23 protein-coding genes are annotated in these 26,601 nt (G+C 74.6%); 10 read left to right on the forward strand and 13 right to left on the reverse strand.

The window, feature by feature from the left end; translation table 11 throughout:
* The first annotated feature begins 17 nt into the window (after window positions 1-17).
* The 3 genes from DQ238_RS22565 to DQ238_RS24115 all read left to right on the forward strand — a co-directional run bounded on the left by DQ238_RS22565 (window position 18) and on the right by DQ238_RS24115 (window position 1,604).
* Entirely contained in the window at window positions 18-926 is a 909-nt protein-coding gene (locus DQ238_RS22565) for a hypothetical protein (RefSeq protein WP_147263070.1), read from the forward strand.
* On the forward strand, window positions 923-1,369 hold the full coding sequence (locus DQ238_RS13205) for a PIN domain-containing protein (RefSeq protein ID WP_158550781.1): 447 nt from the start codon (window positions 923-925) through the stop codon (window positions 1,367-1,369). Before DQ238_RS22565 ends, DQ238_RS13205 begins: the two co-directional genes overlap by 4 nt.
* Window positions 1,370-1,478: 109 nt before the next feature.
* Complete coding sequence (locus DQ238_RS24115) at window positions 1,479-1,604, forward strand: hypothetical protein (RefSeq protein ID WP_255418052.1); 126 nt, start codon at window positions 1,479-1,481, stop codon at window positions 1,602-1,604.
* Between the two features lie 46 nt (window positions 1,605-1,650).
* Here DQ238_RS24115 and DQ238_RS13210 read toward each other — a convergent pair whose 3' ends face one another.
* The gene (locus DQ238_RS13210; RefSeq protein ID WP_113781732.1) at window positions 1,651-2,574 is read right to left on the reverse strand and encodes an AEC family transporter; all 924 of its coding nucleotides are present in this window, start codon (window positions 2,572-2,574) and stop codon (window positions 1,651-1,653) included.
* A gap of 175 nt (window positions 2,575-2,749) precedes the next feature.
* Between DQ238_RS13210 and DQ238_RS13215 the strand changes: the two genes are divergently transcribed.
* Window positions 2,750-4,261 carry a class I SAM-dependent DNA methyltransferase gene (locus DQ238_RS13215; protein WP_113781733.1) on the forward strand — a complete coding sequence of 504 codons (1,512 nt, stop codon included), beginning with the start codon at window positions 2,750-2,752 and terminating at the stop codon, window positions 4,259-4,261.
* A gap of 64 nt (window positions 4,262-4,325) precedes the next feature.
* On the opposite strand, the gene DQ238_RS13220 is transcribed toward DQ238_RS13215, so the two are convergent.
* The gene (locus DQ238_RS13220; protein ID WP_113781734.1) at window positions 4,326-6,308 is read right to left on the reverse strand and encodes an MDR family MFS transporter; all 1,983 of its coding nucleotides are present in this window, start codon (window positions 6,306-6,308) and stop codon (window positions 4,326-4,328) included.
* A complete protein-coding gene (locus DQ238_RS13225) occupies window positions 6,305-6,817 on the reverse strand; it encodes a MarR family winged helix-turn-helix transcriptional regulator (RefSeq protein WP_233495934.1) in 513 nt (170 codons plus the stop codon). Before DQ238_RS13225 ends, DQ238_RS13220 begins: the two co-directional genes overlap by 4 nt.
* Window positions 6,818-7,056: 239 nt before the next feature.
* Between DQ238_RS13225 and hrpA the strand changes: the two genes are divergently transcribed.
* Complete coding sequence (gene hrpA / locus DQ238_RS13230; protein WP_113781736.1) at window positions 7,057-11,031, forward strand: ATP-dependent RNA helicase HrpA; 3,975 nt, start codon at window positions 7,057-7,059, stop codon at window positions 11,029-11,031.
* A gap of 253 nt (window positions 11,032-11,284) precedes the next feature.
* On the opposite strand, the gene DQ238_RS13235 is transcribed toward hrpA, so the two are convergent.
* The gene (locus DQ238_RS13235) at window positions 11,285-11,665 is read right to left on the reverse strand and encodes a hypothetical protein (RefSeq protein ID WP_113781737.1); all 381 of its coding nucleotides are present in this window, start codon (window positions 11,663-11,665) and stop codon (window positions 11,285-11,287) included.
* Window positions 11,666-11,875: 210 nt separating this feature from the next.
* Here DQ238_RS13235 and DQ238_RS23295 point away from each other — a divergent pair, with 210 nt between their 5' ends.
* Together DQ238_RS23295 and DQ238_RS13240 are read left to right on the forward strand one after the other, a co-directional pair.
* Entirely contained in the window at window positions 11,876-12,040 is a 165-nt protein-coding gene (locus DQ238_RS23295) for a hypothetical protein (protein ID WP_199506334.1), read from the forward strand.
* 75 nt (window positions 12,041-12,115) lie between these two features.
* Window positions 12,116-13,492, forward strand: coding sequence for a cytochrome P450 (locus DQ238_RS13240; RefSeq protein WP_233495935.1), 1,377 nt, complete (start codon window positions 12,116-12,118; stop codon window positions 13,490-13,492).
* A 114-nt stretch (window positions 13,493-13,606) separates the two neighbouring features.
* On the opposite strand, the gene DQ238_RS13245 is transcribed toward DQ238_RS13240, so the two are convergent.
* From DQ238_RS13245 to DQ238_RS13280, 8 genes are all read right to left on the reverse strand, one after another.
* Window positions 13,607-14,833, reverse strand: a complete 1,227-nt coding sequence (locus tag DQ238_RS13245) for an MFS transporter (RefSeq protein WP_147263071.1) — start codon at window positions 14,831-14,833, stop codon at window positions 13,607-13,609.
* Between the two features lie 160 nt (window positions 14,834-14,993).
* A complete protein-coding gene (locus DQ238_RS13250; RefSeq protein ID WP_113781810.1) occupies window positions 14,994-16,283 on the reverse strand; it encodes a sulfate adenylyltransferase subunit 1 in 1,290 nt (429 codons plus the stop codon).
* A gap of 110 nt (window positions 16,284-16,393) precedes the next feature.
* Entirely contained in the window at window positions 16,394-17,302 is a 909-nt protein-coding gene (gene cysD / locus DQ238_RS13255; RefSeq protein ID WP_113781739.1) for a sulfate adenylyltransferase subunit CysD, read from the reverse strand.
* Window positions 17,303-17,395: 93 nt separating this feature from the next.
* Window positions 17,396-18,145: an inositol monophosphatase family protein gene (locus DQ238_RS13260; RefSeq protein WP_113781740.1), complete on the reverse strand. Its 750-nt coding sequence runs from the start codon at window positions 18,143-18,145 to the stop codon at window positions 17,396-17,398.
* Window positions 18,142-18,855: a PaaI family thioesterase gene (locus tag DQ238_RS13265; protein ID WP_113781741.1), complete on the reverse strand. Its 714-nt coding sequence runs from the start codon at window positions 18,853-18,855 to the stop codon at window positions 18,142-18,144. Before DQ238_RS13265 ends, DQ238_RS13260 begins: the two co-directional genes overlap by 4 nt.
* Window positions 18,856-18,883: 28 nt before the next feature.
* Complete coding sequence (locus DQ238_RS13270) at window positions 18,884-20,383, reverse strand: cell wall metabolism sensor histidine kinase WalK (protein WP_113781742.1); 1,500 nt, start codon at window positions 20,381-20,383, stop codon at window positions 18,884-18,886.
* Window positions 20,384-20,415: 32 nt separating this feature from the next.
* On the reverse strand, window positions 20,416-21,171 hold the full coding sequence (locus DQ238_RS13275) for a response regulator transcription factor (RefSeq protein WP_113781743.1): 756 nt from the start codon (window positions 21,169-21,171) through the stop codon (window positions 20,416-20,418).
* Between the two features lie 188 nt (window positions 21,172-21,359).
* On the reverse strand, window positions 21,360-22,193 hold the full coding sequence (locus tag DQ238_RS13280) for a siderophore-interacting protein (RefSeq protein ID WP_113781744.1): 834 nt from the start codon (window positions 22,191-22,193) through the stop codon (window positions 21,360-21,362).
* Between the two features lie 277 nt (window positions 22,194-22,470).
* On the opposite strand from DQ238_RS13280, the gene DQ238_RS13285 reads away from it, so the two are divergent.
* A complete protein-coding gene (locus tag DQ238_RS13285) occupies window positions 22,471-22,680 on the forward strand; it encodes a DUF2945 domain-containing protein (RefSeq protein WP_113781745.1) in 210 nt (69 codons plus the stop codon).
* Between the two features lie 22 nt (window positions 22,681-22,702).
* Complete coding sequence (locus DQ238_RS13290) at window positions 22,703-23,134, forward strand: DUF2795 domain-containing protein (RefSeq protein WP_113781746.1); 432 nt, start codon at window positions 22,703-22,705, stop codon at window positions 23,132-23,134.
* A gap of 40 nt (window positions 23,135-23,174) precedes the next feature.
* Here DQ238_RS13290 and DQ238_RS13295 read toward each other — a convergent pair whose 3' ends face one another.
* Window positions 23,175-24,347: a hypothetical protein gene (locus tag DQ238_RS13295; RefSeq protein WP_233495938.1), complete on the reverse strand. Its 1,173-nt coding sequence runs from the start codon at window positions 24,345-24,347 to the stop codon at window positions 23,175-23,177.
* Window positions 24,348-24,865: 518 nt separating this feature from the next.
* On the opposite strand from DQ238_RS13295, the gene DQ238_RS13300 reads away from it, so the two are divergent.
* Complete coding sequence (locus DQ238_RS13300) at window positions 24,866-26,515, forward strand: LCP family protein (protein WP_233495939.1); 1,650 nt, start codon at window positions 24,866-24,868, stop codon at window positions 26,513-26,515.
* Window positions 26,516-26,601: the final 86 nt, after the last annotated feature.

Here is a 26,601-nt window from a genome sequence, read left to right on the forward strand (position 1 = left end):
GTGCAACAGTCACACGCATGGCCGGGGAAGAGCTGCGGGCGACGCTCGAGGGTGGGGAGGCCCAGCTCGGGCGGATCCAGGCTCGTGACGTGGCGCGCCTCATCCAGGGGCTCGAGACTGCTATAGCAGCAGCCGCGTACGCCGCCCTGGGTCGCCGCCGTCGAGCAGCGACGGGGCGTCACCGCGCCTCGGTAGAAGCCGCTTCTCGACTCGTCTTCCGAGATGTCGAGCCCGGCAGCATCGTGGCCGTTCTGGCGCTTCCCGTCCTCGCGCCAGACGAAGAAGGCGTGTTTGACCTTGATCTCGATGATCTCGCAGGTGCGGCTTTTGACCGGCTCGTCGGCGCGGGTGACCAGCCACCCGACCAAGTTGACGTCGGCATCGCCCGAGCCCTTGCCGACCTGGGGGACGCTCTGGGCATCGGCGAGAGGTATGACGACCTCCTCCTTCAGAGCTCTCGTATCGACCGATCCCTGCGGCTGGACTCCGCCGCACGCCTTCGCTTCCGGGAGCTGGCCGACAACCCGCTGGTGCAGCAGGCCGACGTCCTCGTCGGATCGCTCCGTGAAGCCGATTTCGACAGGCATACCGCCCGTCTTCGGACCGCCTCGAATGAAGCGGTGATCGTCAGCTTTCCGCCGGAGCTGGCGGACGACGTCCACGAGGCCTTGCGCGGACAGGCGCAGTTCGAAGGGGAGGTGACGTACGACCCGGCGACCGCGACGGCCAAGCGGGTTCGTCTGCGCGGAGTGAGCCCGCCCGTGCCACTCCCGTTCGACGCGGAGGCATTCTGGACGCCCGTGTCGACTCAGGACCTTGCAGCAGCCCAGGGGGTGAGTCCGGCTGCCCTGGACGGTCCGATGGTGCACCTCAGCGACGAGGAATGGGACGACGTCGCCGACGCGCTGGCACAACTCGACGGATGAGGCCGGAGGATGTCCCCGACGGACCCATCCTGGTCGACACCGACGTCGCGACGTGGGTGATGCGCAACGACGAGCAGGCGCTCCCGTGGAGACCTCTTCTCCGAGGGCACCTGCTGGTCCTGTCGTTCGTCAACGTCGGCGAGCTGTTGGCAGTGCCGGTCCTCAAGGGATGGCAGGCCAAGAGGGCCGCCGCATGGGCCGACGAGATCCGGCGACACTTCGTCACGCTGCCCTTCGCCTTCGCCGTGACCGAGATGTGGGCTCCGCTCCACGTCAAGTACCGAGGGCATCTACAGAAGGGCGGGGCCAACGATCTGTGGATCGCCGCCTCCGCGTTGTCAGCCGACCCGGCGCTGCCGCTAGCGACCAACAACCTGTCCGACTTCGGCAAAGTGGCCGCCAACTTTCCGCTCCGGCTGGTTCATCCCGACCTGCCGACGTGAGTCCTCTGCCGGCGCCGCGTCTGGCCGAGCTGATGCTGCACCGGCTCGACGAGATCACCGACGCACGTAGGTCGGTGGCATGCTGCGCCGGTCGCCTCCTCCTGGTCGTGTGCTGGTCGTGGCCGTGATCGGCGCGATCCTCGAGGGGCTGTTCTGGCTGGCCGTCGTGGGACTGACCTTCTTCGTCCCGACCGCGGTGCTCGGTGCGTCGAAGCGCAACCGGATCGGGCACTAGCGGCGTACGAGCTCGTCGGTGGCGCGGACGAGCTCGGCGCCCTGGTTCAGCCGCCGGATTCGGCGACGCTCAGCCAGAGCGGAAGGGTGAGCAGTGCGGCGGCCGTGGTGAGCGACGTCTGGGCCGCGACGAACGGCCCGTCGCCGCCCATCCCCGCCGTCAGCACGTATGACGTCGTCGCCGGCGGCACGGCGGCGAAGGCGAGCAGGACGGCACGCTGTTCCCCCGCCACGCCCAGCAGCAGCCCGAGGCCGAGCGCCACGGCCGGGACGGCGACCAGCTTGACCAGCCCGAGATGGGCGGCCATGAGCCGGCGACCCCGCGCCACCCCACCCGGCCGCAGGGCCGCCCCGACCGCCAGCAGGCCCAGCGGGACGGCGGCCCCGCCGAGCCGGGCCAGCGCCGAGTCGACCGGCGTCGGCAGGGTCAGCCCGGCCACGTTGCCGAGCAGGCCGGCGGCCGTGGACAGGATGAGGGGGTTGCCGGCGACGGCGCGCAGCACACCGGCGCCCCGTCGTCCCGCCCTCTCCGTCGTGGATCGGGCGAGCGCGGTGACCGCGAGGACGTTGACCAGCGGCACGTTGATGCCGAGCAGCACGCCCATGAGCGCCACCGCTGCGGTGCCCTGCCCGTCGACCAGGGCCAGCGCCAGGAACGAGTTGAACCGGAAAGCGGTCTGCCAGCCGGACGCCGCGGTGGGGCCGTCCGCGCCGGGTAGCCAGCGCACCACCGCGGCGAGCAGCGCACCGGCGAGCGTGCCGCCCACGGCGGCGGCCAGCACGCCTCCGGCCCCCGACGCGCCGAGGTCGGCGGCGAGCGTGGTGCGGAACAGCAGCACCGGGAAGAGCACGTAGTACACGAGGCGCTCGAGCTGGGTCCAGAAATCCGACGACCGCCAGGCCCACCGGCGCAGCACGACGCCGAGGACGATGAGCGCGAACTCCGGCAGGACCAGGGCAGCCGCGCTCACCCATAGACCCTAATCGCTTCTCCGGGGGACACCTGCTGGTCTCCGGGGGACACCTGCTGGCTCGCGCCAGCGTGACAGCATTCACCTGGTGAGGGTCGTCGCGCGTCACAACCCCACACGGGTCCCGGTCGGCGTTGCTCACGGTGCCGCCCGCTACAGGACCTACCGTGCAGGCGTGAGCGACACCCGGCGGCTGGTCGACAAGCTGTGGTCGTACTGCAACGTGCTCCGCGACGACGGCGTCGGCACCATCGAGTACACCGAGCAGCTGACCTACCTGCTCTTCCTCAAGATGGCGCACGAGCGGGAGACGCGACCCCTCAACCCGGAGCGGGGCATCGTGCCTGCCCACCTGTCGTGGCAGCGGCTCCTCGACGCCGATGGCGACGACCTGGAGACGACGTACCGGCACATCCTCGAGGAGCTCGGCCGGCGGCCCGGCGTCCTCGGGACGATCTTCCGCAAGGCGCAGAACCGCATCCAGGACCCGGCGAAGCTCAAGCGGCTGGTCGTCGACCTGATCGACCGGGAGAACTGGTCGGCCATGGGCACCGACCTCAAGGGCGACGCCTACGAGGAGCTGCTGTCCAAGGGTGCTGAGGACATCAAGTCCGGCGCCGGGCAGTACTTCACGCCACGAGCACTGATCCAGGCGATGGTCGACTGCCTGCTGCCCAGTGTCGACGACACGGTCACCGATCCGGCCGCCGGTACTGGCGGCTTCCTGCTCGCCGCCCACGAGCACGCCGCGCGGCATGCCGAGCAGCTCACGCCGACCCAGCGCGAGCACCTGCGCGACCGGTTCGCGCACGGCGTCGAGATCCACGACGGCACCGCCCGGCTGGCCGCGATGAACCTGATCTTGCACGGGATGGGTCGCCCCACAGGCGAGAGCCCGATCGAGGTCAGGGACGCGCTGACCTCGCTGCCGGCCCGGAAGTGGTCGGTCGTGCTCTCCAACCCGCCCTTCGGGCGGAAGTCCTCGTTGACGATGGTCGGGGCTGATGGACGGGAGGCCCGCGAGGACCGGGAGATCGAACGTCAGGACTTCGTCGTCACGACGTCGAACAAGCAGCTGAACTTCCTGCAGCACATCGCCTCGATCCTCGACATCAACGGGCGTGCGGCCGTCGTCCTGCCCGACAACGTGCTGTTCGAGGGCGGGGCGGGGGAGAAGCTGCGCCGTCGGCTGCTCACCGACTTCGACCTGCACACGATGCTCCGCCTGCCGACCGGCATCTTCTACGCCCAGGGCGTCAAGGCCAACGTGCTCTTCTTCGACAAGAAGCCGGCCGGCGAGCGTCCGTGGACCGAACGGTTGTGGGTCTACGACCTGCGCACCAACTCGCACTTCACACTGAAGCAGAACCCGCTCAGGCGGTCGCACCTCGACGGCTTCGTGGACTCGTACAAGCCGGGTCGGCCGCGCGTCGAACGCGAGGAAGGCGAACGCTTTCGTTCCTTCGGCTACGAAGAACTCATCGCCAGGGACAAGGCCAACCTCGACATCACGTGGTTGCGCGACGCCTCCCTCGAGGACCTCGACAACCTGCCGGCTCCGGAGGTCATCGCCCGCGAGATCGTCGAGGACCTCACCGCCGCCCTGGCCGAGTTCGAGGCAGTGGCCGCCGCGCTGGAGGCCGGGACAGCCAGCCAGGACTCGGATACCGAGACCGCTGTCTCCTGACCGCCCCCCACACGCGGAGGCCCCCTCCCGCAGCTTGCGGGAAGGGGCCTCGATGCGGACGGGGTCAGTCGTGCTGTCGGACGACCGCGTCCCGCAGGTGGTCGGCGGGGATGGAGGCCAGCCCGGTCGGGACGTGGCCGGTCGCCTCGTGCCGGCCCGCGTGCCGGCGTCCGGTCTGGCCGTTCCCGTCGGCGGAAGGGGCCCGGCCGTCCTCGTCGGCGGCGGGAGCTCGACCGTCGCCGTCCGCGGTGGACGCCGCCTCGTCGCCCCGCCATCCGTCCTCGGTGGACGTGTCGCCGGGGCGGCCCTGCGGGGGAGCGGTGGACGTCGGGGCCGCGGCGCCCACCGCCTGGGTGGCCTGGGCGGCGGCGTCGCCGTCCTCCGCCGTCCCGCCCGCGGTCTGCGCGGCCGCGGCCTGCCGGGCCTGGATGCCCGAGACGTTCCTCAGCGCCAGCTGCGGCAGGAAGAGGACGACGAAGAACCCGAGCGCCACCACGCAGGCGGCGATGAGGAACACCAGGTCGATCGAGTTCGAGAAGCCGATCTTGAACGGCAGCGCCAGCGCGTCGGGCAGCCGCTGGATGAACGAGGTGTCCGACAGGTCGCCGCCACCGACGCCGAGCTGCTGGAACTGCGGCGCCAGCGCCGGGTCGGCGCGCACGGCGTCCCCGACCGCCTGCTCGATGTCGGTGGGCAGCCGGGTGAACAGCAGCGACAGGAAGGCCGCGGTGCCGAGCGTGCCGCCCATCTGCCGGAAGAAGGTCACCGAGGAGGTGGCCACACCCATCTGGTCCGCCGGGACGGCGTTCTGCACGGCGAGGACCATCGGCTGGAAGTTGAAGCCCAGCCCCATGCCCAGCAGCACCATCAACGGGGCCAGCGCCCAGAACGAGGTGTCGGCCCCCACGACCAGCGACAGGCTCACCAGGGCGACGGCCATGAGCACCGAGCCGACCAGCGGGAAGACCTTGTACTTGCCGGTCTTGGAGATCGCGATGCCGGAGCTCATCGCCCCGACCATGATCCCGGCGACCAGCGGGAACATCTCCAGCCCGGAGACCGTGGCGCTCGCTCCACGCACGATCTGCAGGTACTGCGGCAGCAGCAGCAGGCCGCCGAACATGCCCGCGCCGATGATGATGCTGCCGATGCCGGCGATGGTGAAGCTGCGGTTGCGGAACAGCCGCAGCGGCAGCAGCGCGTCCTCCCCGTAGGCCCGCTCGGCCAGCACGAACAGGACGAACCCGACCGCACCGATCGCGTAGCAGACCAGCGCCCGCGTCGACGTCCAGCCCCAGATGCGGCCCTGCTCGGCGACGATCAGCAGCGGTACCAGGCAGGTGATCAGCGCCAGCGCGCCGGGCCAGTCGATGCGGTGCTCCCGCCGCTCGTGCGGCAGGTGCAGCACCCGGAACACGGTGGCGAACGCAATGGCCCCGAGCGGGACGTTGAGGTAGAAGATCCAGCGCCAGCCGTCCAGGCCCAGCAGGGAGGACTGGCCGGCGAAGAACCCGCCGATGACCGGGCCGAGCACGCTGGAGGTGCCCCAGACGGCCATGAAGTAGCCCTGGTACCGCGAGCGCTGCAGCGGCGGCACCACGTCGCCGATGATCGCCAGGGCCAGCGACATCAGCCCGCCGGCGCCGATGCCCTGGACCGCGCGGAACGCGGCCAGCTCGTACATCGAGCTGGCCAGGCCGCACAGGATCGAGCCGGCGACGAAGATCGCGATGGCGAACAGGTAGAACGGCCGCCGCCCGTAGATGTCGGAGAGCTTGCCGTACAGCGGGGTGGAGATCGTCGAGGTGATCAGGAACGCCGTGGTGGCCCAGGCCTGCAGGTCGTAGCCGTTCAGGTCGTCGGCGATGGTGCGGATGGCGGTGGAGACCACCGTCTGGTCCAGGGCGGCGAGGAACATCGCCACCATCAGCCCGACCAGGATCGTCATGATCTGGCGGTGGGTGAAGACGCCGTCCGAACCGGGCGCGGGAGTCGCCGCGTGGGCGCCCCTCCGCTCGGTCACGGCGGTGTGGGTGGTGTGGCTCATGAGGTCTCTCTGGGAGAAGGGGCGACAGGGTCTGCCGGCAGGGACCCGGCGAGGTCGTCGAGGAGTCGGCCGAACAGGCGGGTGAAGGTGGCCAGGTCGGTCGGCGACCAGTCCGCGGTCACCCGGGCCAGGTGGGCCTCGCGCTCGGCGCGGACCTGTTCCACGGCCGTCCGGCCGGCGTCGGTCACGACCAGGCGGCTGGCTCGGCCGTCGGTCTCGTCGGCGACCCGGCGCACCAGGCCCTGGTCGATCAGCGCCGCGACGTGCCGGCTGACGGTGGAGGGGTCGGCGTGCACGAGTTCGGCGAGCGCTCCCTGACGCAGCGGACCCAGGCGGACGAGCGGGAACAGCAGGACCACGGCCGCGCGGTCACGCCCCTCGGCGGCCTGCGACTTGAGCGCGTGGACCAGCCGCAGGAAGCGGGGCAGCTGCTCACCGAGCGTGCGCAGTGCGGCGGCCCGGTCGTCGGTGCGGGTGGTCGGGTCGACCACGGTTGAGGGTGGGGACACGGGGCGCTCCGGAGGACGTCGGAGTGGAACACGTGCACAGTACAACCGGTTGTACTGATCAAGCAAACACTTGCACGGACCATGCAAGTGGCCCGGGTTCCGGCCGGGCGGCGGACGCGGTGGAATCCTGGACGGGGTACCCGTTGGCGGGCGGCCCACCCCTGCCGTCGCCCCTCTCTGGACGCCCGGGTCCGACCCTGCCGACGATGCCGACCCTGCCGACGATGAGGAGAACCTGCGTGAGCACCCCGCCCGACGACCTGCGCACGCGCCTGGCCGGGCTCACCGTCGAGGACGAGCACCGACTGCGCCGCCGGCTCGACGGCACGCGGCGCACGAGGGACGCCGCCGCGCGGGCCCACCAGCGAGAGCGCATCGCCGCCGACGTCGCGGCCGCCGAGGAGCGCATCGCCCGCCGGCGGGGCGCCGTCCCCGCGGTGCGCTACCCCGCCGAGCTGCCGGTCAGCGCGCGGCGCGACGACATCGCCGCCGCGCTGCGCGAGCACCAGGTGGTCGTCGTCGCCGGGGAGACCGGGTCGGGCAAGACCACCCAGCTGCCCAAGATCGCCCTCGAGCTGGGCCGCGGCGTGCGCGGCCGGATCGGCCACACCCAGCCGCGGCGGATCGCCGCGCGCACCGTCGCCGAGCGGATCGCCGAGGAGCTGGACACCCCGCTGGGGGAGGTCGTGGGCTGGAAGGTGCGTTTCACCGACCAGGTGAGCGACTCGACGCTGGTCAAGGTCATGACCGACGGCGTGCTGCTCGCCGAGATCGGCCGCGACCGGCTGTTGCGCCAGTACGACACCCTGATCATCGACGAGGCGCACGAGCGCAGCCTCAACATCGACTTCCTGCTCGGCTACCTGGCCCAGCTGCTGCCGAGGCGGCCCGACCTCAAGCTGGTCATCACCTCGGCGACCATCGACGTCGACCGGATCGCCAAGCACTTCGGGGGCGCCCCGGTCGTCGAGGTGAGCGGCCGCACCTACCCGGTCGAGATCCGCTACCGCCCGGTCGTGGACCCCGACGGCCGGGCGGGGGATCCGGCAGCCGACCCCGACCGCGACCAGGTCAGCGCGATCGCCGACGCCGTCGACGAGCTGGTCGCCGAGGGGCCGGGCGACGTGCTGGTCTTCCTCGCCGGCGAGCGGGAGATCCGCGACACCGCCGACGTCCTCACCGAGCGCTTCCCCGCCGCCGAGGTGCTGCCGCTCTACTCCCGGCTGTCGGCCGCCGAGCAGCACCGGGTCTTCGCCCCGCACTCGGGGCGGCGGATCGTGCTGGCCACCAACGTCGCCGAGACCTCGCTGACCGTGCCCGGCATCCGCTACGTCGTCGACCCGGGCACCGCGCGCATCTCCCGGTACAGCACCCGGCTCAAGGTGCAGCGGCTGCCGATCGAGCCGATCAGCCAGGCCTCGGCGCGGCAGCGCTCGGGCCGCTGCGGGCGCACCTCCGAGGGCATCGCGGTCCGCCTCTACACGGAGGAGGACTTCGCCGGCCGGCCGGAGTACACCGACCCGGAGATCCTGCGCACCAACCTCGCCTCGGTGCTGCTGCAGATGTCCGCGCTGGAGCTCGGCGACGTCGCCGACTTCCCGTTCATCGACCCGCCGGACCGCCGCGCGGTCGCCGACGGCGTGGCGCTGCTCGAGGAGCTCGGCGCGCTGGACGACGACCAGCGGCTGACCCCCATCGGCCGGGCGCTGGCCGCGCTACCGCTGGATCCCCGCATGGCGCGGATGGTGGTCGAGGCCGACCGGCGCGGCGTGCTGGAGGAGGTCCTGGTCATCGCCGCCGGGCTGACCATCCAGGATCCCCGCGAGCGGCCCATCGAGCACCAGCAGGCCGCCGACCAGGCGCACGCCCGCTTCGCCGACGAGAACTCCGACTTCCTCGCGCTGCTCAACCTGTGGCGCTACCTCGGCGAGCAGCAGGAGGCCCTCTCCGGCAGCCAGTTCCGCCGCACCCTGAAGCGCGAGTTCCTGCACTACCTGCGCATCCGCGAGTGGCAGGACCTCCACGGCCAGCTGCGCAGCACCGCCCGACGGCTGGGCATGGCCACGGGCTCGCTCGCCGCCGAGCCCGACGAGCGCGGCATCTCCGCCGCCCTGCTGGCCGGGCTGCTCTCCCACGTCGGCCTCCAGCTCGAGAGCGGCCAAAGTGGCCACAATGGCCGTTCTGCGGACCGGCGGCGCGTCGGCCGGGAGTACCTCGGCGCCCGGGGCGCCCGCTTCGTCATCGCGCCCGGCACCCCGCTGGCGAGGAAGCCACCGCGCTGGGTCGTCGCCGCCGAGCTGGTGGAGACCAGCCGGCTGTTCGCCCGCACCGTTGCCCGCGTCGACCCCGAGGTCGTCGAGCGGCTGGCCGACCACCTGGTCGAGCGGCAGTACTCCGAGCCGCGCTGGGACGTCAAGCGCGGCTCCGTCGTCGCCACCGAGCGGGTCACCCTCTACGGCATCCCGCTGGTCGTCGGCCGGCGGGTGCAGTACGGCTCGATCGACCCGGTCGTCTCCCGGGAGCTGTTCATCCAGCACGCCCTGGTGCAGGGCGAGTGGGAGACGCACCACCGGTTCTGGCACGACAACCAGCGGGCCATGGAGCGGGTCGCCGAGCTCGAGGAGCGGGCCCGCCGCCGCGACATCCGGGTGGACGACGAGACGCTGTTCGAGCTCTACGACGCCCGCATCCCCGCCGACGTCGTCTCCACCCGGCACTTCGACCGGTGGTGGAAGCAGGCGCGGCGGGAGACCCCGGACCTGCTCACCTTTCCGCCCGAGGTGCTCACCAACGCCGCGGCCGCCGGGCAGGTGGACCCCGCGGACTTCCCGGACGAGGTGCCGCTGGGTGGCGGGTCGGGCGGTGGCCTCACCCTGCCGCTGTCCTACGCGTTCGCGCCGGGCGCCCCGCAGGACGGCGTGACCGTCGACGTCCCGCTCGCCGTGCTCGACACCGTCGCGGAGCGGACGTCGGGGGAGTCGCTGGCGTTCACCGTCCCCGGGCTGCGGGAGGAGCTGGTGACGGCGCTGCTGCGCACCCTGCCCAAGCAGCTGCGCCGCACGCTGGTGCCGATCCCCGACCGGGTGCGCGAGGTGCTGCCGCACATCGACCCGGCCGAGCCGCTGCTGCCGGCGCTGGCGCGCGAGCTGCGGCGGGCGGCGGGCGTCGTCGTCCCGCCCGACGCCTGGGCGCCGGAGCAGGTGCCCGACCACCTGCGCGCGACCTTCCGGGTCGTCGACGACCGGCAGCGGGCGCTGGCGACCGGCAAGGACCTCGCCCGGCTCAGGGCACAGGTCGCGCCGCAGGCCCGGGCGAGCCTGGCCGCGGCGGCGTCCGACGTCGAGCGCACCGGACTGACGTCGTGGTCGTTCGGCACCCTGCCGCGCACCGTCGAGGTGCGCCGCGGCGGGCACGTGGTCACGGCGTACCCGGCGCTGGTCGACGAGGGGACGACGGTCGGGATCCGGGTGCTGGCCACCGAGGTCGAGGCCACCCGGCTGACCTGGCGCGGTGCACGCCGGCTGCTGGTCCTGGTCGCCGGCTCGCCGACCCGGCAGGTGGTCAAGGGCCTGTCGCCGCGCACCCGGCTGGCGCTGCAGTTCAACCCGGACGGCGACATCCCCGCGCTGGTCGACGACTGCGTCGACGCCGCCGCCGACGACCTCGTGGCCGCCGCGGGCGGGCCGCCGCGGGACGAGGCCGCGTTCGCCGCACTCGTGCAGACCGCCCGCGCCCAGCTGCTGCCGCTGACACGGGACACGGTGGGGAAGGTCGAGGCGGTGCTCACCCAGGCCCGCGAGGTCGCCGTCGCGATCGGTGCGGCACCCGGGCGGCGGGTGCCCGAAGCGGCGATCGCCGACCTGCGCCGGCAGATGGGCGGGTTGCTGCACCGCGGGTTCGTCGCCGCGGCCGGGCGGCGCCGGCTGCCCGACCTGGTGCGCTACCTCAGGGCGATGGCGCACCGGCTGGAGAAGCTGCCGGCCAACGCCGTCCGCGACGAGCTGTGGACGGCGCAGGTGGCCGCGGTCACCGCCGAGTACGAGCAGCTGCGCCGGCAGGTGCCGTCGACCGGGACGCCGGACGACCCGGTGGCCCGGGTCCGCTGGATGGTCGAGGAGCTGCGGGTCGGCCTGTTCGCGCAGAGCCTGGGCACGCCGCGGCCGATCTCGGAGCAGCGGGTGTACAAGGCGATCGACGCGCTGCTCGCGGCCTGAGGAGGCTCCTCCCCGGCGTCCCCGAGCGAGGCCCCCTCTGGGGCCCCGCCGGCCCCCTCCCGTGGCCCCCTCCTGGAGTCGGCCTCCTCCAGGACACCGCCCCGAGCTCGCGAAGGGTGGAACAAGGACCCCCTCGCCCCCCACGGCCCCGTCCCGAGGCTCACCCCGAGCGGAGCGAGGGGGGAGGAGGACGGGGTCCTTCTACCTGCGAGGGGGCCGGGGTCCTTCTACGAGGGTGGGGAGGGGTCCTTCTTCAGCCCCGGTCGCGGGCGCGGTCGCGCAGCAGCGCCGAGATGCGCTGCCGGGTCACCCCGAACATCGCGGCGATCCGGTTGATGCTCACCTGCTCGGAGGCCAGTGCATACGCCTGCTCCCGCCGCCAGGCGCCCCCCGCGGTGGCCAGGGCCGCCATCACCGAGCTGATCTGCTCGACCACCAGGGGACGGGACTCCGCGGTCACGATGTCCAGCCACGCCCGCCCGGTGTGGCGCTCGGCGAGCAGCTTCCCGGCCCGCTCGCGGGCGCTGCCCAGTTCGCTGATGCACGTGTCGAGGACGGTCAGCAGCTCGCCCAGAGCCCGGACGGCCGGGTCGCACGGGACAGCCGGCTCGCGCTCGCCGAGGTCGGTCGCCACGGCACCTCCTGCGTCGTTCGGATGGGTGCACCGGTGGATCGGGAGTGTGCGATCTGGTCGCCCACTATCCGTGCGACCGGTCGACCGTGCAAGGGCGGTGGCACGCAAGGAGGCCGGCTGCGGGTGACCCCCGAGGCCGCTGCCCGGGGTTTGCGGCTGGCGGCTCCCGGGGAGGGGGCGGGGGCACCGATGGACCGAGGAGGAGATGACATGAGCGAGCCGACCGGCCACACCGAGAGCGCGGGCGAGGGGCTCTCCGACGAGGAGATGATCCGCGTCGTCGCCGAGCAGACCGACAGCGCCTCCGAGCACGCCGACGTGGCGGGCAAGGACTGGGACGGCGATCCGGGCGCGGCGCCCGACCCCAACAGCTGATCCCCCGGGGCGGCGCCGGGCGCGGCCGGCGCCGCCCTGCCAGAATCCGGCCAGGGCAGCGGCGGAGGGAGCGGCGTGGACGCGACGGCACCGGTAGCACCCTCGACCGGGAGCCACCCGACCGGGTCGCGGCCGGGCCCGGCCCACCCCCTGCGGCCGGCCCGCACGCTCGCCCGGTGGGCGGTGCGCCACGGGATGCCGGCCGCCTACCTCTCGCGCGCCGCGCGCCGCGGCGACCTGGTCGCGCGCCTGCTGCGCGACCCGGCCCTGCGCGACGAGCCGTACGCGGTGTACGAGGCGCTGCGCGCCCGCGGTCCGCTGGTGCCCACTGCCCTCGGCCCGGTCACCACGTCGCACGCGGTGGCCTCAGAGGTGCTGCGCTCCGACCGCTTCGGCGTCGGGTTCGACTGGTCGGCCGCGCCCCGGGCGGCGCGGTGGGCGCTGTCCTTCGGTGACGACCCGGCCGTCACCGGCGTCGCCGAACCCCCGTCGATGCTCGTGGTCGACCCGCCCGACCACACCCGCTACCGCCGGCTGGTGAGCCGGGCCTTCACCCCGCGGTCGACGGCGGCCGCGGAGCCGATGGTGCAGCGGACCGCCGACACCCTCCTCGACGGACTGGAGCGCGCGGCCGGGCGCGGGAACCCCGTGGACCTGGTCGCCGAGTACGCCGCCCCGCTGCCCGTGCTGGTCATCGCCGACCTGCTCGGCGTGCCGACCGAGCGCCGCGACGACTTCCTCCGCTGGGGCGCCGGCGCGGCGGCGACCCTGGACGTCGGGCTGCCGCTGCGCCGCTTCGCCGCCGCCGACCGCGCGCTGCGGGCGCTGCACGACTTCCTGCGCGAGCACTTCGTCCGGCTGCGCCGCGACCCGGGGAACGACCTGGTCAGCCGGCTGGTCACGGCGTCGGGGGAGGAGGCGCTCACCGACCGGGAGCTGCACGCGACCGTGATGCTGCTGCTCGGCGCCGGCTTCGAGACGACGGTCAACCTGCTCGGCAACGCCGTCGTCCTGCTGGACGCCCACCGCGGCCAGCGGGACGCGCTGCTCGCCGACCCGTCGGGCTGGCCGGACGCGGTCGAGGAGGTGCTCCGGTTCGACAGCCCGGTGCAGATCACCGGTCGCACGGTCCGCACCGCGACCACGCTGGCCGGCGTCCGGCTGCCCTCGGGTTCGCGCGTGACGCTGCTGCTGGGCGCCGCCAACCGGGACCCGGACGTCTTTCCCGACCCCGCTCGCTTCGACGTCACTCGGGCGGGCGCCCGCGACCACCTGGCCTTCTCCGCCGGGATCCACTACTGCCTGGGCGCCGGCCTGGCCCGGCTCGAGGCCCGTGTGGCGCTGCAGGCGCTCACCGAGCGCTTCCCCGACCTGCGCGTCTCCGGTCGGCCGGTGCGCCGGGACCTGCAGACGCTGCGCGGCTTCGAGCACCTGCCGGTCACGCTGCGCTGAAGGGCGGCCCCGTCCAGGGCCCCGCGAGCCTGCGAGGGGTGGGGGGGGGACGGTGGCCCCCTCCCAGGGGCCCGCCGCGAGCATGCGAGCGGTGGGTGGGGAGGGGGTCCTCTTTCAGACCTGCGCCGTCGTCGTCGGCCGCTCCTCCGCCGTCAGGACGGCGGGACGCGCGGCACCCCAGCCGGCCCACGTCATCGGCACCAGCACGCCCAGCAGCAGACCCACCGGCCACCCCCAGGCGCCGGTGCGGTCGTGCAGCCAGCCGAGCACGAGCGGGCCGACGGCGGCGAGCAGGTAGCCCAGGCACTGGGCCACGCCGCCCATCCGCGCGGCGACCGACGGAGTGGGGCTGCGCAGCACGATGAGGGTCAGCGCGAGGGCGAAACCGCTGCCCTGGGCCAGGCCGAAGGCGGCCACCCACGCCAGGGTGCCGTCGCCGGGGGAGAGCAGCAGCCCGGCCAGCCCGACCAGGTAGGCGCCCAGGACGGCGAGGACCAGCGGCCGCTGAGAGCGCATCCGGCCGGCCTGCGCGGGCGCCAGCAGCGCACCGGCGGCCCCCACGATGTTGCTCAACCCCAGCAGCAACCCGCCCTCGGACACCGGTACGCCGGCGTCGGCCAGCAGCGTCGGCAGCCACGCGGACAACGAGTAGAACTGCACGCTCTGCAGGCCGATGTACGCGGTCACCCGGCGGGCCAGGGGCTGGCGCAGCAGCCCCCAGGAGCTGCCGCCGGGCACCGGGCTGCGTGCGGCGCGCTGCCTCCGGCCGGTACCGGCCACCGCCAGCCACAGGGCCAGCGCCGCCAGCGCCAGCACCAGCCACGAGGCGAGCGCGGCGCGCCACCCCCACCCGAACGCGACGGCCAGCGGGACGGTCACCGCCGCTCCGATGCCGGCCCCGAGGTTCAGCGAGGCGGAGTACAGGCCCATCACCACGCCCGGGCGGGTGGCCTCGCGCTTGACGTAGGCCGGCATCAGCACGTTCGCCACGGCGATCGCCGCCCCCGCCAGCAGGCTGCCCGCGTAGAGCAGGGCCACCGGGGGCAGCAGCCGCAGGGCGATGCCGGTGGCGAGCAGCAGCAGGGACGCCGCGACCGCCAGCTCCAGGCCCACCCGCCGGGCCAACCCCGGGGCGAGCGGCGCGAAGGCCCCGAAGCACAGCACCGGCAGGGTGGTCAGCAGGCCGGCCAGGGCGGAGGACAGCCCGGTCTCGGCGCGCAGCTCCCGGAGCACCGGCGCCACGGCGATGACCGCGGGGCGCTGGTTGAGCGCCACTCCCACGACGGCGACCACGAACAGCAGCGCCGTCCCGCGGGAGCGCGTCGTCCCCCGTGTCTGCATGCCGGTCACCTCACCACAGAAGGACCCCGTCCTCCCCACCCCTCGCAGGCTCGGGGCGGGACCCGGGACGGGGCCGCCGTCCTCCCCACCCCTCGCAGGCTCGGGGCGGGGTCCTTCCCGGGGCCGCGGCGGGACCCTGCACGGGGGCAGGGGTCCTCCCTCAGCCGGCGGGGGTGAGCATCCCCGCGCCGACGGTGGCGTTCGTGGCCTCGTCGACCAGGATGAACCGGCCGGTCACCCGGTTGCGCAGGTACTCGTCGACGAACAGCGGCTGGGTCGCGCGCAGCCGCACCCGGCCGATGTCGTTGAGGCCCAGCTCGGTCGCCTCGCGGTCGCGGTGCAGCGTGTTGACGTCGAGCCGGTAGGCCAGCTCCACGACCTTGGCACGCACCGTGCGGGTGGTGTGCTTGACCGCGATGCGCTGGCGCGGGCGCAGCGGCTCCTCGGCCATCCAGCAGACCAGCGCGTCGAGGTCCTGGGTGGTGCTCGGCGCGTTCTCCGGCCGGCAGACCAGGTCGCCGCGGGAGACGTCGAGGTCGTCGGCGAGCCGCAGCGTCACCGACATGGGCGGGAACGCCTCCTCCACCGGTCCGCGCGGGCCGTCGATGCCGGCGATCGTCGTCGTCAGGCCGCTGGGCAGCACCTGCACCTCGTCGCCGGGGCGGAACACGCCGCTGGCCACGGTGCCCGCGTAGCCGCGGTAGTCGTGGTGGGCGTCGGACTGCGGCCGGATCACGTACTGCACCGCGAACCGGGCGTCGGTGAGGTTGCGGTCGCTGGCCACGTGCACGTGCTCGAGGTGGTGGATCAGCGTGGGGCCCTCGTACCACGGGGTGTTGAGGGAGTGCGTCACCACGTTGTCCCCGTGCAGGGCGGAGATCGGGACGACGGTCAGGTCGGGCACGGACAGCTTGGCGGCGAAGGCGCTGAACTCGTCGGCGATGGCGTCGAAGGTCTGCTCCGACCAACCGACCAGGTCCATCTTGTTGACGCAGACCACCAGGTGCGGCACCCGCAGCAGCGAGGCGAGGAAGGCGTGCCGGCGGCTCTGCTCCACCATGCCCTTGCGGGCGTCGACCAGCACGATCGCCAGGTCGGCGGTCGAGGCGCCGGTGACCATGTTGCGCGTGTACTGCACGTGCCCGGGGGTGTCGGCCAGGATGAACGTCCGCCGCGGGGTGGCGAAGTAGCGGTAGGCGACGTCGATGGTGATGCCCTGCTCCCGCTCGGCGCGCAGGCCGTCGGTGAGCAGCGCCAGGTCGACGTGGTCGCCCTTGCTGGCGCGGGCGACCGCCTCGTACTGGTCCTCGAAGATCGCCTTGCTGTCGAAGAGCAGCCGGCCGATCAGCGTGCTCTTGCCGTCGTCGACCGAGCCGGCGGTGGCGATGCGCAGGATGTCCTTGCGCGCGGTCGCCAGCTCCGCGGCGTGCTCCGCGACGGCGGAGTGCACGTCGACGGGCTGGTCGTCCGCGTCGGCGACGGTGGGGTAGGTGGTGTCGGTGTCGGAGGCCGTGGGGAGGGCCGGGTTGGGTGTCGTGGGGTGCGCGGGCACGGGAGCCATCAGAAGTAGCCCTCCTTCTTCCGGTCCTCCATGGCGGCGTCGCTGACCTTGTCGTCGCCGCGGGTGGCGCCCCGCTCGGTCATCCGGGTCACCGCGATCTCGGCGATGACCTCCTCGACCGTGGTCGCCTCCGACCGGACGGCGGCGGTCAGGTTGGCGTCGCCCACCGTGCGGTAGCGGACCGTCGCGCGGAACGGCTGCTCGCCGTCCTTGGGGCGGATGAACTCGTTGACCGCGTAGAGCATGCCCTGCCGCTCGACGACCTCCCGCTCCTGCGCGAGGTACAGCGGCGGGATGGCGATCTGCTCGCGGGCGATGTACTGCCAGACGTCGAGCTCGGTCCAGTTCGACAGCGGGAACACCCGGATCGACTCACCGAGGTGGATCCGGCCGTTGTAGAGGTCCCACAGCTCGGGGCGCTGGTTCTTCGGGTCCCACTGGCCGAACTCGTCGCGGAAGGAGAACACCCGCTCCTTGGCCCGGGCCTTGTCCTCGTCGCGGCGGGCGCCGCCGAACAGCGCGGTGAAGCCGTGCTCCTCGACGGCGTCGAGCAGCACCGGCGTCTGGATGCGGTTGCGGGAGCCGTTGGGCTCCTCCCGGACCAGGCCCTGGGCGATCGCGTCGGGCACCGAGGCGACGACCAGCGCGACGCCGAGCTCGGCGACCCGCTTGTCGCGGAACTCCAGCACGTCGGGGAAGTTCAGCCCGGTGTCGACGTGCATGACCGGGAACGGGATGCGGGCGGGGGAAAAGGCCTTCCTGGCCAGCTCCAGCATGACGATGGAGTCCTTGCCGCCGGAGAAGAGCAGCACCGGCCGCTCGAGCTCGGCGGCGACCTCGCGGATCACGTGGATGGACTCGGCCTCCAGCGTCTCCAGCTGGGAGAGCCGGTAGTCAGGGGTCGTCACGCGCGGGACTCCGGGACATCGGGGACAGTGCTCGAACCAGCACCAACCGCACCGGTCCGGGGAGGATTCCCCCTCCCAGTGTCCGCCATGGCCTCACGGGCCCGGCGGTGACCCCTCCCGCACCGCGGCCAGGAGCCGGTCGGTCAGCTCCGGCCGGCAGACCAGCAGGTCCGGCAGCTCCGGGTCGGGTCCGTTGTACGCCAGCGGCGAGCCGTCGAGCCGGACGGCGGTCAGCCCCGCGGCGCGGGCGACGGCGACCGGCGCGGCGGAGTCCCACTGGTACATGCCGCCGGCGTGCACGTAGGCGTCGACCTCGCCCCGCAGCACCGCGGTGACCTTGTAGCCGGCCGAGCCCATCGGCACCACCGCCGCGTCGAGCGCGGCCGCGGCGGTCGCGGCGACCGCCGGCGGTCGGGTGCGGCTCACCGCGATCCGCGGCCGGCCGCCCCCCGGCACGGGCACCGCCGGGGCCGGGTCGGTGAGGAGGACCTCGCCCAGCGCCGGCAGCGCCACCGCGGCGGACACCAGCTCCCCGCCCGCCCAGAGCGCCACGTGCACCGCCCAGTCCGGCCGCGGGGCCTCCCCGTACTCCCGGGTGCCGTCGAGGGGGTCGACGATCCACACGCGGTCGGCGTCCAACCGGCGCCGGTCGTCGGCCGCCTCCTCGCTGAACACGACGTCCCGGGGTCGGGAGGCGGCGAGCACCCCGGAGATGGCGGCCTGCGCGGCGGCGTCCCCGGCGTCGCCGAGCGCGCGGCCGGACAGCCGGCCCTCCTCGCGCAGCCGCACCAGGGCGGTCGCCGCCGCGCGCGCCGCCGCGGCGGCGACCTCGACGTCGGTCACGGCTGGTCGGCCGGCGCGGCCGCGTCGGCCGGCCGCCCGGGCGGCGCGTACTGGCCCGAGGCGTTGGTGATGGCCCCGAAGTAGTCGGCCACGAGGTCCTCGCGGGGCGTGACCCACAGGCCGTGGGCCTCGACCAGCGGGCGGTCGGGGTCGTCGGCCAGCGCGATGCTGCCGGTGGCGGTGGTCCGCCGCCCCCTGCTCCCGACGACCCGGGCCCGCAGCACCAGCGGCGTCTCCAGCGGGACCGGTCGGTGGTAGGCCAGCTCCAGCCGGGCGGTCATGCCCCACAGCCCGGCGGCCAGCACGGCCGTGCCGAGCAGCTGGTCCATCAGCAGGCTGCTCACGCCGCCGTGCACGTACCCGGGCGGCCCCTCGTACGCCGGGCCGAGCGCGGCCTCGGCGGCGACGCCGTCCCCGGTCCACCGGACGGCCAGCGGCGGCGCCAGGGCGCTGCCCGCGCCGTCCACCGGGTTGAACACCCGGCGCAGGACCGCCGGGTCGTCCAGGGCGGGCAGCTGGTCCACCGGACGCCGCGCCGCGGCCAGCCGCGCGGTCACCGCCCGGGCCTCGGCGGCCGCCGTCCGCAGCTCGTCGGCCGGGACGGCGGTGCGCACCGAGGCGTCCACCAGCTCCCGCAGGGCCGCACCGAGCTCGGTCACCGCGGCCATCAGGTCGGCGTCGTCGGGCTGTCCGCCCGCGTCGGAGTCCACGAGCGGACGGTAACGAGCGCGCCGTCCGCTAGCCCCCCGGCCCGTCGGCGGCGACCCCACCCGGTCCCGAGCGGGGCAGCCGCACCGTGAACGTCGTCCCGCGGCCGGGCGCGGTGTCCAGGTGGACGGTGCCCCCGTGGGCGGCGACCAGCGCGGAGACGATGGCCAGCCCCAGCCCGCTGCCGCCGGCGGCGCGGGCCCGCGACGGGTCGGCGCGGTAGAAGCGCTCGAAGACCCGCTCGGCGTCCTCGGGGACCATGCCCGGCCCCTCGTCGGCCACCCGCAGGACGACCACGCCGCCGTCCTCGGCTGCGCTGTCGTCCTCGCCCGACGGATCGGCCGCCGGCTCGTCGGACAGGCGCACGGTGACCCGCGCGGTCTGCGGGGTGTGCACCAGGGCGTTGGCGACCAGGTTGCCCACCACCTGGCGCAGCCGCGCCTCGTCGCCGAGGACCACGGGCAGGTCGGCCAGGCCCTCGTCGAGGTGCAGGTCGATCGGCCGGTCCGGCTGCAGCACGCGGGCGTCGTGGACGGCGTCCCCCGCGACCTCGGCGAGGTCGACCGGCGTGATGGTGAGCGGCCGCTGCTGGTCCAGCCGGGCCAGCTGCAACAGGTCCTCGACCAGCAGGCCCATGCGGGCCCCCTCGGACTCGATGCGCTGCATGAGCCGGGCGGTCTCCTCGGGGCTGGTGACGGCGCCCTGCCGGTAGAGCTCGGCGAACCCGCGGATCGACGTCAGCGGCGTGCGCAGCTCGTGGCTGGCGTCGGCGACGAAGCGGCGCATCCGGCCCTCCGAGGCGCGGGCCTGCCCCTCGGAGGCCTGCTGCGCGCGGAAGGCCTGCTCGATGCGGGCGAGCATCCCGTTGAGCGCCGTCGCCAGCCGGCCCACCTCGGTGCGCTCGTCGCCCGCCGGCACGCGCTGGGACAGGTCGCCGGCGGCGATCGCCCGGGCGGTGCGCTCGACCTCGGTCAGCGGCCGCAGGCTGTTGCGCACCAGCACGTACCCGGCGGTGCCGACCAGCAGCAGCACGATCAGCCCGACGACGAGCTCGATGGCCACCAGCCGGCCGATGACCCGTTCGTCCCGCGCGAGGTCGGTGCCGACGACGACGGTGTAGCCGTCGGGGATGACCTCGCTGACCACCCGCCACTCCGTGCCGTCGGCGGACCGGAGGTCGGTCGACCGGGCGTCGCCGTCGGGGAGCTCCTCGGTCTCCTCCGCGGACAGCTCCGGCAGGCCGCCGACCTGCGGCGGGGAGGACACCACCGTGACGGCGTCCGAGCCCGGTGCCAGGCAGGCCACGAAGTAGTTGCCGGGCAGAGCGCGGTCCACGCCCTGGGTGCAGGCGGCGCGGAACCACGGCTGGCGGTTGTACACCTGGACGGCCGCCCGGAGCTGCTGGTCCTGCTGACCGCGGAGGTAGCCGTGCAGCAGCGAGCTGGCGGTGGAGCCGGTGATGGCCAGGGCCACGGCGACCAGCCCCACGACCAGCGCGACGAGGGTGATCCGCAGCGGGAGGCGGGGCATGCCCTCCCGGGTGCCCCGTGCGGCGGGGGCTCTCACACCCCCCGCGGCAGCCGCAGCGTGTAGCCGACCCCCCGGATGGTGTGCAGCAGCCGCGGTTCGGTCGTGTCGATCTTGCGCCGCAGGTAGGAGATGTAGGACTCCACCACGTTCGCCTCGCCGTTGAAGTCGTAGTTCCACACGTGGTCGAGGATCTGCGCCTTGGACAGCACCCGGCCCGCGTTGGCCATGAGGTAGCGCAGCAGCTTGAACTCGGTCGGCGACAGGCTGACCACCTGGCCGGCCTTGACCACCTCGTGCGACTCCTCGTCGAGCTCGATGTCGGCGAAGGACAGCCGCGGCGCCTCGGCGGTGCGCTGCGGGCCCTGGCTGCGGCGCAGCACCGCCCGGATGCGGGCCAGCACCTCGTCCAGGCTGAACGGCTTGGTGACGTAGTCGTCACCGCCCAGGGTCAGCCCGGAGACCTTGTCCTCCGCGGCGTCGCGGGCGGTGAGGAAGAGCACCGGCGTGTACCGGCCGCTCTCCCGCAGCCGGCGGACGACGCCGAAGCCGTCCAGGCCCGGCATCATCACGTCGAGGACGAGCAGGTCGGGGCGGAAGGACGCGGCCATCGCCAGCGCCTGCTGCCCGTCGGCGGCGGTGGCCACCTCGAAGCCGGCGTAGCGGAGGCTGGCCGACAGCAGCTCGCGGATGTTCGGCTCGTCGTCCACCACGAGCAGGCGCGCCTCCGGTGCGGAGCTCCTGCCGGTGCCGTTCACAGCACCTCCCGTCGAACGCGTCACCGTCGTCATGCCCCGAGCCTGCGGCCGACGGCTGGAGCGGCCCTGGACGGAACCTGTGAGGAGTCTGGACGACGAGGACTCCGGGACCCCCTGCCCCCCGCCCAGCCCCGTCCAGAGGCTCACCGCGAGCCTGCGAGTGGTGAGGAGGACGGGGTCCTTCCACCTGCAGGGGGCCTGCGGGAGGGCGGGGTCCTCCTTCAGCCGGCGGGCGCCATGGCGCGCCCGCGCCGCCAGTAGCCGATCGCGTGGTGCTGGGCGCGGCCGAGCCCCCACCGACCGCGCAGGTCGGCGCGGACGGCGCGGACGGCCGCCGACTCGGCGGCCACCCAGGCGAAGACGTCCTCGCCGGCGGGCCGGTCGAGGGCGGCGACGGCGTCGGCCAGCAGCGTGCCCTCCCCGGGCGGGGTGCCGTCGCGGTGCAGCCAGCGGACCCCCACCCCGGCCGGGGCGGGCAGCGGCTGCTCCTCCGCGACGTCGGCGACCTCGACCAGGGCCAGCCCGCGGGTGCCGGGCGCGGCCTCGGCCAGGATGCGGGTGATCGCCGGCAGCGCGGTCTCGTCGCCGGCCAGCAGCAGCCATCCCGCGGGCCGCTCGCCCAGCGGCCCGCCGCCGGCCACGGCCACCGTCGCCCCGGGCCCGGCGGCCGCGGCCCATGCAGCCGCCGGGCCGTCGCCGTGCAGCACGAAGTCGATCTCCACCTCGCCGCGGTCGGGGTCCTGCCGGCGGGCGGTGTAGCTGCGCAGGCTCACCCCGTGCGCACCGGCGGGCCACACGATCCGCCCGTCCCGCGCCACCGCCGGCCAGCGCGGCGCCGGGTCGCCGACACGCGGCACCAGCAGGGAGATCGTCGGGCCGGCGGCCGCGGCCGCGGCCGGGGTGCCCGCCAGCAGGACCCGGCGCACCGACGGGGTGGCGTCGGCGCCCGAGACCACGGTGAGGACGTCGACCGGGCGGGTGGCGTCGGGAGGGGCCGGGAGGCCGGGGCGGCCGGCGGGCGCCGCACCCGGGAGAGCTGCGTCGCTGGGGGGCATGGCGGGAGACAGCCTAGCGGGCCGACCCGGCCGACCCCGGGGGAATGAGGTCGACCAGGCCGGCGATCGCGGACGGACCACGTCACCGTACGTAGTCACTCCATACCGCCTCACCAGCGGCGATGGCGCAACGTCGTCCGTCGGAGGGGACGCTACGTGACGGAGGCGCGTTCGTCAGCGCCCGGCCGCGCGGCGTTCGGTCCGGACCGGCGATGTGTGTGCCGGGCGCTGGGCGGGCAGGGGCGGGGGACGGCGCCGAGCACTCCGGGAGGTCCACGTGTCGGACGAGTTCGAGAAGGGTGACCACGTCACCTGGAACAGCCACGGGCAGCAGGTCGAGGGGACGGTCAAGCGCACGATCACCTCGGAGACCGAGGCGTCCGGCCGGAAGGTGGAGGCCAGCGAGGACGAGCCGCAGTACGAGGTGCAGAGCGACGAGACCGGCAAGACGGCGGTGCACGAGCCCGGCGCCCTGCCCCAGAAGTGACCCACGTACGAGGAGGGCGATCATGAGCGAGACCGGAGACCAGTTCGCCGGGGTGTCGGCGCGCAACACCAAGCACAGTCCCCGGATCGACGACGAGCTCGAGCACGAGACCCAGGGGATGTTCAAGGCCGAGCGCGCGACCCGCGCCGAGGAGTGGCGCCAGGTCGAGCCGGAGGCCGAGGGCGACCCCGACATCGACGCCGACCCCGACGGCACGCTGGTCGGCGGCACACCGGTGGGCATGGACGCCGACGCGGTGGTGCGCCGCGCCGAGCTGGCCCGCTGGCTGGACCGGGCCGACTACCCGAACGACGGCCCGGGTCTGGTCGAGGCCGCCCTGGACCACCGGGCACCGGACGCCGTCGTCGACGAGCTGCGCCGACTGCCGGAGGGGCAGACCTTCGAGCGGATCGGGGACGTCGTCCGCGCCCTGGGCTACCCGACCGAGACCTGAGCGGAGGACGTCGGGAGTCGGGCGCCCCGGCTCCCGACCCTCACCGGCCCTCCGCGGTCTCGCGCTCCTCGTCCTCCTCCGCACCCCGCCGGCGCAGCAGCCGTGACCCGGGCACGCCCTTCACCACCTGCCGCAGGTCGTGCACGCTGTCGAGCAGCTCGTGCACGTCGGTGCCCACGCTGCCCAGCGAGGACGCCACCGGCAGGACGTCCTCGTCCAGGCGGGTCATGAGCTGCGGCAGCCGGTCGATCAGTGCGACCACCGCCTCCACCTGGTCCGGCTCGATGCTCTCCGCGAGGCGGCGCACCGCCGGCCCCAGGGCCTGCAGCGGCTCCTCGAAGGCGCCGACCAGCGGCTCGGTCCGGCCGATCAGCCGCTCGGCCTGGGTCACCGCGCCGTCCGCGCGGGAGATCGTGCCCTCGACGGCCCCGACCGCCTCGTCGGCCCGCTGCCGGGTGCCCTCCACGGCGCTGACCGCCTCGTCGGCGCGGTGCCGGGTGCCGTTCACCTCGCTGATGGCGTCGTCGGCTCGCTGCCGGGTGCCGTTCACCGCGCCGATCGCATCGTCGGCCCGTTGCCGGGTGCCGTTCACCTCGCTGATGGCGTCGTCGGCGCGGTGCCGGGTGCCGTTCACCGCGGTGATCGCGTCGTCGACGCGCTGTCGGGTGCCGTCCACGGCGCTGACCGCGTCCTCCGCACGGTGCCGGGTGCCGTCGACGGCGTTGATGGCGTCGTCGGCCCGGTGTCGAGTCTGATCGACAGCGGCGATGGCCTGGTCGGCTCGCTGCCGAGAGCCGTCGATGGCGCTGACCGCGTCATCGGCGCGGTGCCGGGTGCCGTCCACGGCGGCGATGGCCTGGTCGGCTCGCTGACGGGTTGCGTCCACCGCACCCAACGTGATGTCGGCCCGGTGCCGGGTCAGGTCGATGGCGGTGAAGGCGTCGTGGGCTCGCTGTCGGGTTCCCTCCACGGCGATGATGCCCACCTCGGCCGTGTGGCGGGTTGCGTCCACGGCGATGATCATGGCGTCCGCCCGGTCCACGACCCCCTCGATCCGATCCACGGCGGTGGTGGCCCGGGCGAGCAGGAACTCCAGCTGACCGAGGACGGTGGCCACCCGCGGCAGGAGGGCCAGCGCGTCGGTGATGCCCTCGCGGACGCCCTCCACCGCGGAGATCACGTCGGACGGTCCGGGTACGAACGGCAGCCTCACCGGGGGGACGCTACGACCAGCAGCGGCGTCCTGCCCGCTGACCTCCGCGCGTCGGCCGGGAGTCGGGCTGCTCATCCGTATCGTGGACAGCTGCCGTCACCGTGCGCCGGCCTGCCGCCTGCGCCCGTGCGGAGCCGACAGCGCGCGCCATGTGGACACGGACGTGGCGGCACGGGTACGACGATGGGAAGACGACACGGGTGGGGGATGAGCGGACGCCGGACGGCGCGGGGGACGGTCGCACGTCCGGGGGTCTCCTCGGCCGTCGACGGCCGACCGCACCCCCCTCGGCCGGCCGGACCCCACCCCGGGAACCGATCACCGTCGAGCAGCTGATCGCCCGCCAGGGCGGTGAGGTCGGTCGTCGCCGCGCCGCCCGCACCGGCGAGATCCCGCTGCCCCTGACCGCCGACGGGCCGCCCGCCACCGAGGTCTCACGCGTCCCCTACGGGCGGCGCGCCGCCGACAGACCGGGTGCTGGGGACGGCGGCCCGGCACCGCAACGCGGCCTGCCGCCCGTGCCCGGCGCCCCCATCGCCCGGCCTCCGGACGCGGCCGCCGACCCCGCTCCTCGGCCGGCGCCCGCCGCCGGCCCACAGCCGTCCCGACCGATCAGCCCGCTGCCCCCGATCCCCGGCCGCGACGTCCCGCAGCCGGGCGCCACCCGGCCGGCGCCGCCCTCGCCGCGGGAGCGCCGGGCGGCGAAGCGGGCCGCCCGCAGCCCCCGGCGCCGGCGGCTGGTCCGCGCAGCGGTGGCCCTGGCCGCCCTCGTCGGCGTGGTCCTCGCCTACCACGTGGGCCTGTACCTCTACGTCGACCGGGACATCCAGCGGGTCGACGCGCTGGCCCCCGACGGCGCCGAGGTGCTGGCCCCCCGGCTGCAGGAGGGAGCGGCCACCTACCTCGTCGTCGGCACGGGGCTGCCCGGCGCGGCGGGCGCGGGCACGGTCGCGCCACTGCTGGTGCACGTGACACCCGACCAGCAGCGCGCGGTCCTGGTCAGCATCCCGCCGACCGCGCTGGTCGACACCCCGGCCTGTGCCCGTGCCGACGGCGAGATCCGGGAGCCGGCGACCGAGGCGATCGCCACCGCGCTGCTCGACGGCGGGCCGTCGTGCCTGGTCCGCGCCGTGCAGCAGCTGTCCGGCCTGCGGGTCGACCACTACCTCGGCGTGGACCTCACCCGGCTGTCCGCCGTGGTCGACGCCCTCGGCGGGGTCGGCGTCTGCCTGCCCGCGGTGACGCCGGCGGTCGACGCGTCCGCCGACCCGCTGCCGGCCGGCCGGAGCGCGCTGTCGGGCGAGCGGGCTGTGGGCTACCTGACCCCCGGGGGCGCCGACTCCGACGTCACCGGCAGGGCCGTCGCCGAGCGCGTCGAGCTGCTGCTCACCGCGACCCTGCGGACGGCGACGTCGGGAGCCACCATCGGCGACCCGGTCACCCTCACCCGGTTCCTCACCCGCGCCTCCGACGCGCTCACCGTCGACGAGGGGACCAACCTCGGTGACCTGCGCACCCTCGCCGGCACGCTCGGCGACCTCGCCGGCGACGCGGTGCAGCGCGCCGGCCTGCCGGTCGCGCAGGTCGGCTACGTGCCGGCCGGCACCGACCAGGCGTACGTGCTGCTCGACGCCGCGACCACCCGGACCCTGTTCGACGCGCTGATCGAGGAGGGCCGGCTGCCCGCGGAGCTCGTCGCGCAGGAGCCGGCCGACGGCGCCGCGTCCCCGACGCCCACCGCGCCACCTGCGACGCCGACTGGGCACCAGCCCGCTCCGTCCCCGGCGTCGCAGCCGCTGACCGCCGCGCCGTCGGGCATCACCGTCGACGTCCTCAACGGCACCGCGACCAGCGGGCTGGCCGCCACGGTCGCCGACCAGCTGCGCGGCCAGGGCTTCGGGGTCGGCCAGGTCGGCAACGAGCCGGGCGCGGTCGACCGGACCGTCGTCCGGTTCGAGCCGGGAGCCGAGCAGCAGGCCCGCACCGTGGCCGCCGCCGTCCCGGGGTCGCAGCTGCAGCCCAGCGACTCGGTCGGTGGGGCGGTCCAGCTCGTGCTCGGCCCCGGCTACTCGAGCGTCGTCCCGGTCCTCATCCCGGAGGTGACCCCCGCCGCCGACGCCGCCGCGCCGTCCGCCGAACCGGTCGCCGCGGCACCTGCCAGCTGCTGAGCTGCGGCCCGGTCACCGCTCGCCGACGGGCCGGTGGCCTCGCCAGCGTTGATGATCGGCGGGTGGCTGCTCGACACACCGATGGG

Origin of the sequence: Geodermatophilus sp. TF02-6 (assembly GCF_003319115.1) — a bacterium.
In the GTDB taxonomy this organism is placed as follows: Bacteria; Actinomycetota; Actinomycetes; order Mycobacteriales; family Geodermatophilaceae; genus Geodermatophilus.

Coding starts and splice junctions, on each gene's coding strand:
- DQ238_RS13290 (WP_113781746.1), top strand. CDS start 22,703: ATGAGCGAGACCGGAGACCAGTTCGCCGGGGTGTCGGCGCGCAACACC.
- DQ238_RS13205 (WP_158550781.1), top strand. CDS start 923: ATGAGGCCGGAGGATGTCCCCGACGGACCCATCCTGGTCGACACCGAC.
- DQ238_RS23295 (WP_199506334.1), top strand. CDS start 11,876: ATGAGCGAGCCGACCGGCCACACCGAGAGCGCGGGCGAGGGGCTCTCC.
- DQ238_RS13275 (WP_113781743.1), bottom strand. CDS start 21,171: ATGACGACGGTGACGCGTTCGACGGGAGGTGCTGTGAACGGCACCGGC.
- DQ238_RS13245 (WP_147263071.1), bottom strand. CDS start 14,833: ATGCAGACACGGGGGACGACGCGCTCCCGCGGGACGGCGCTGCTGTTC.
- DQ238_RS13220 (WP_113781734.1), bottom strand. CDS start 6,308: ATGAGCCACACCACCCACACCGCCGTGACCGAGCGGAGGGGCGCCCAC.
- DQ238_RS22565 (WP_147263070.1), top strand. CDS start 18: ATGGCCGGGGAAGAGCTGCGGGCGACGCTCGAGGGTGGGGAGGCCCAG.
- DQ238_RS13280 (WP_113781744.1), bottom strand. CDS start 22,193: ATGCCCCCCAGCGACGCAGCTCTCCCGGGTGCGGCGCCCGCCGGCCGC.
- DQ238_RS13270 (WP_113781742.1), bottom strand. CDS start 20,383: ATGCCCCGCCTCCCGCTGCGGATCACCCTCGTCGCGCTGGTCGTGGGG.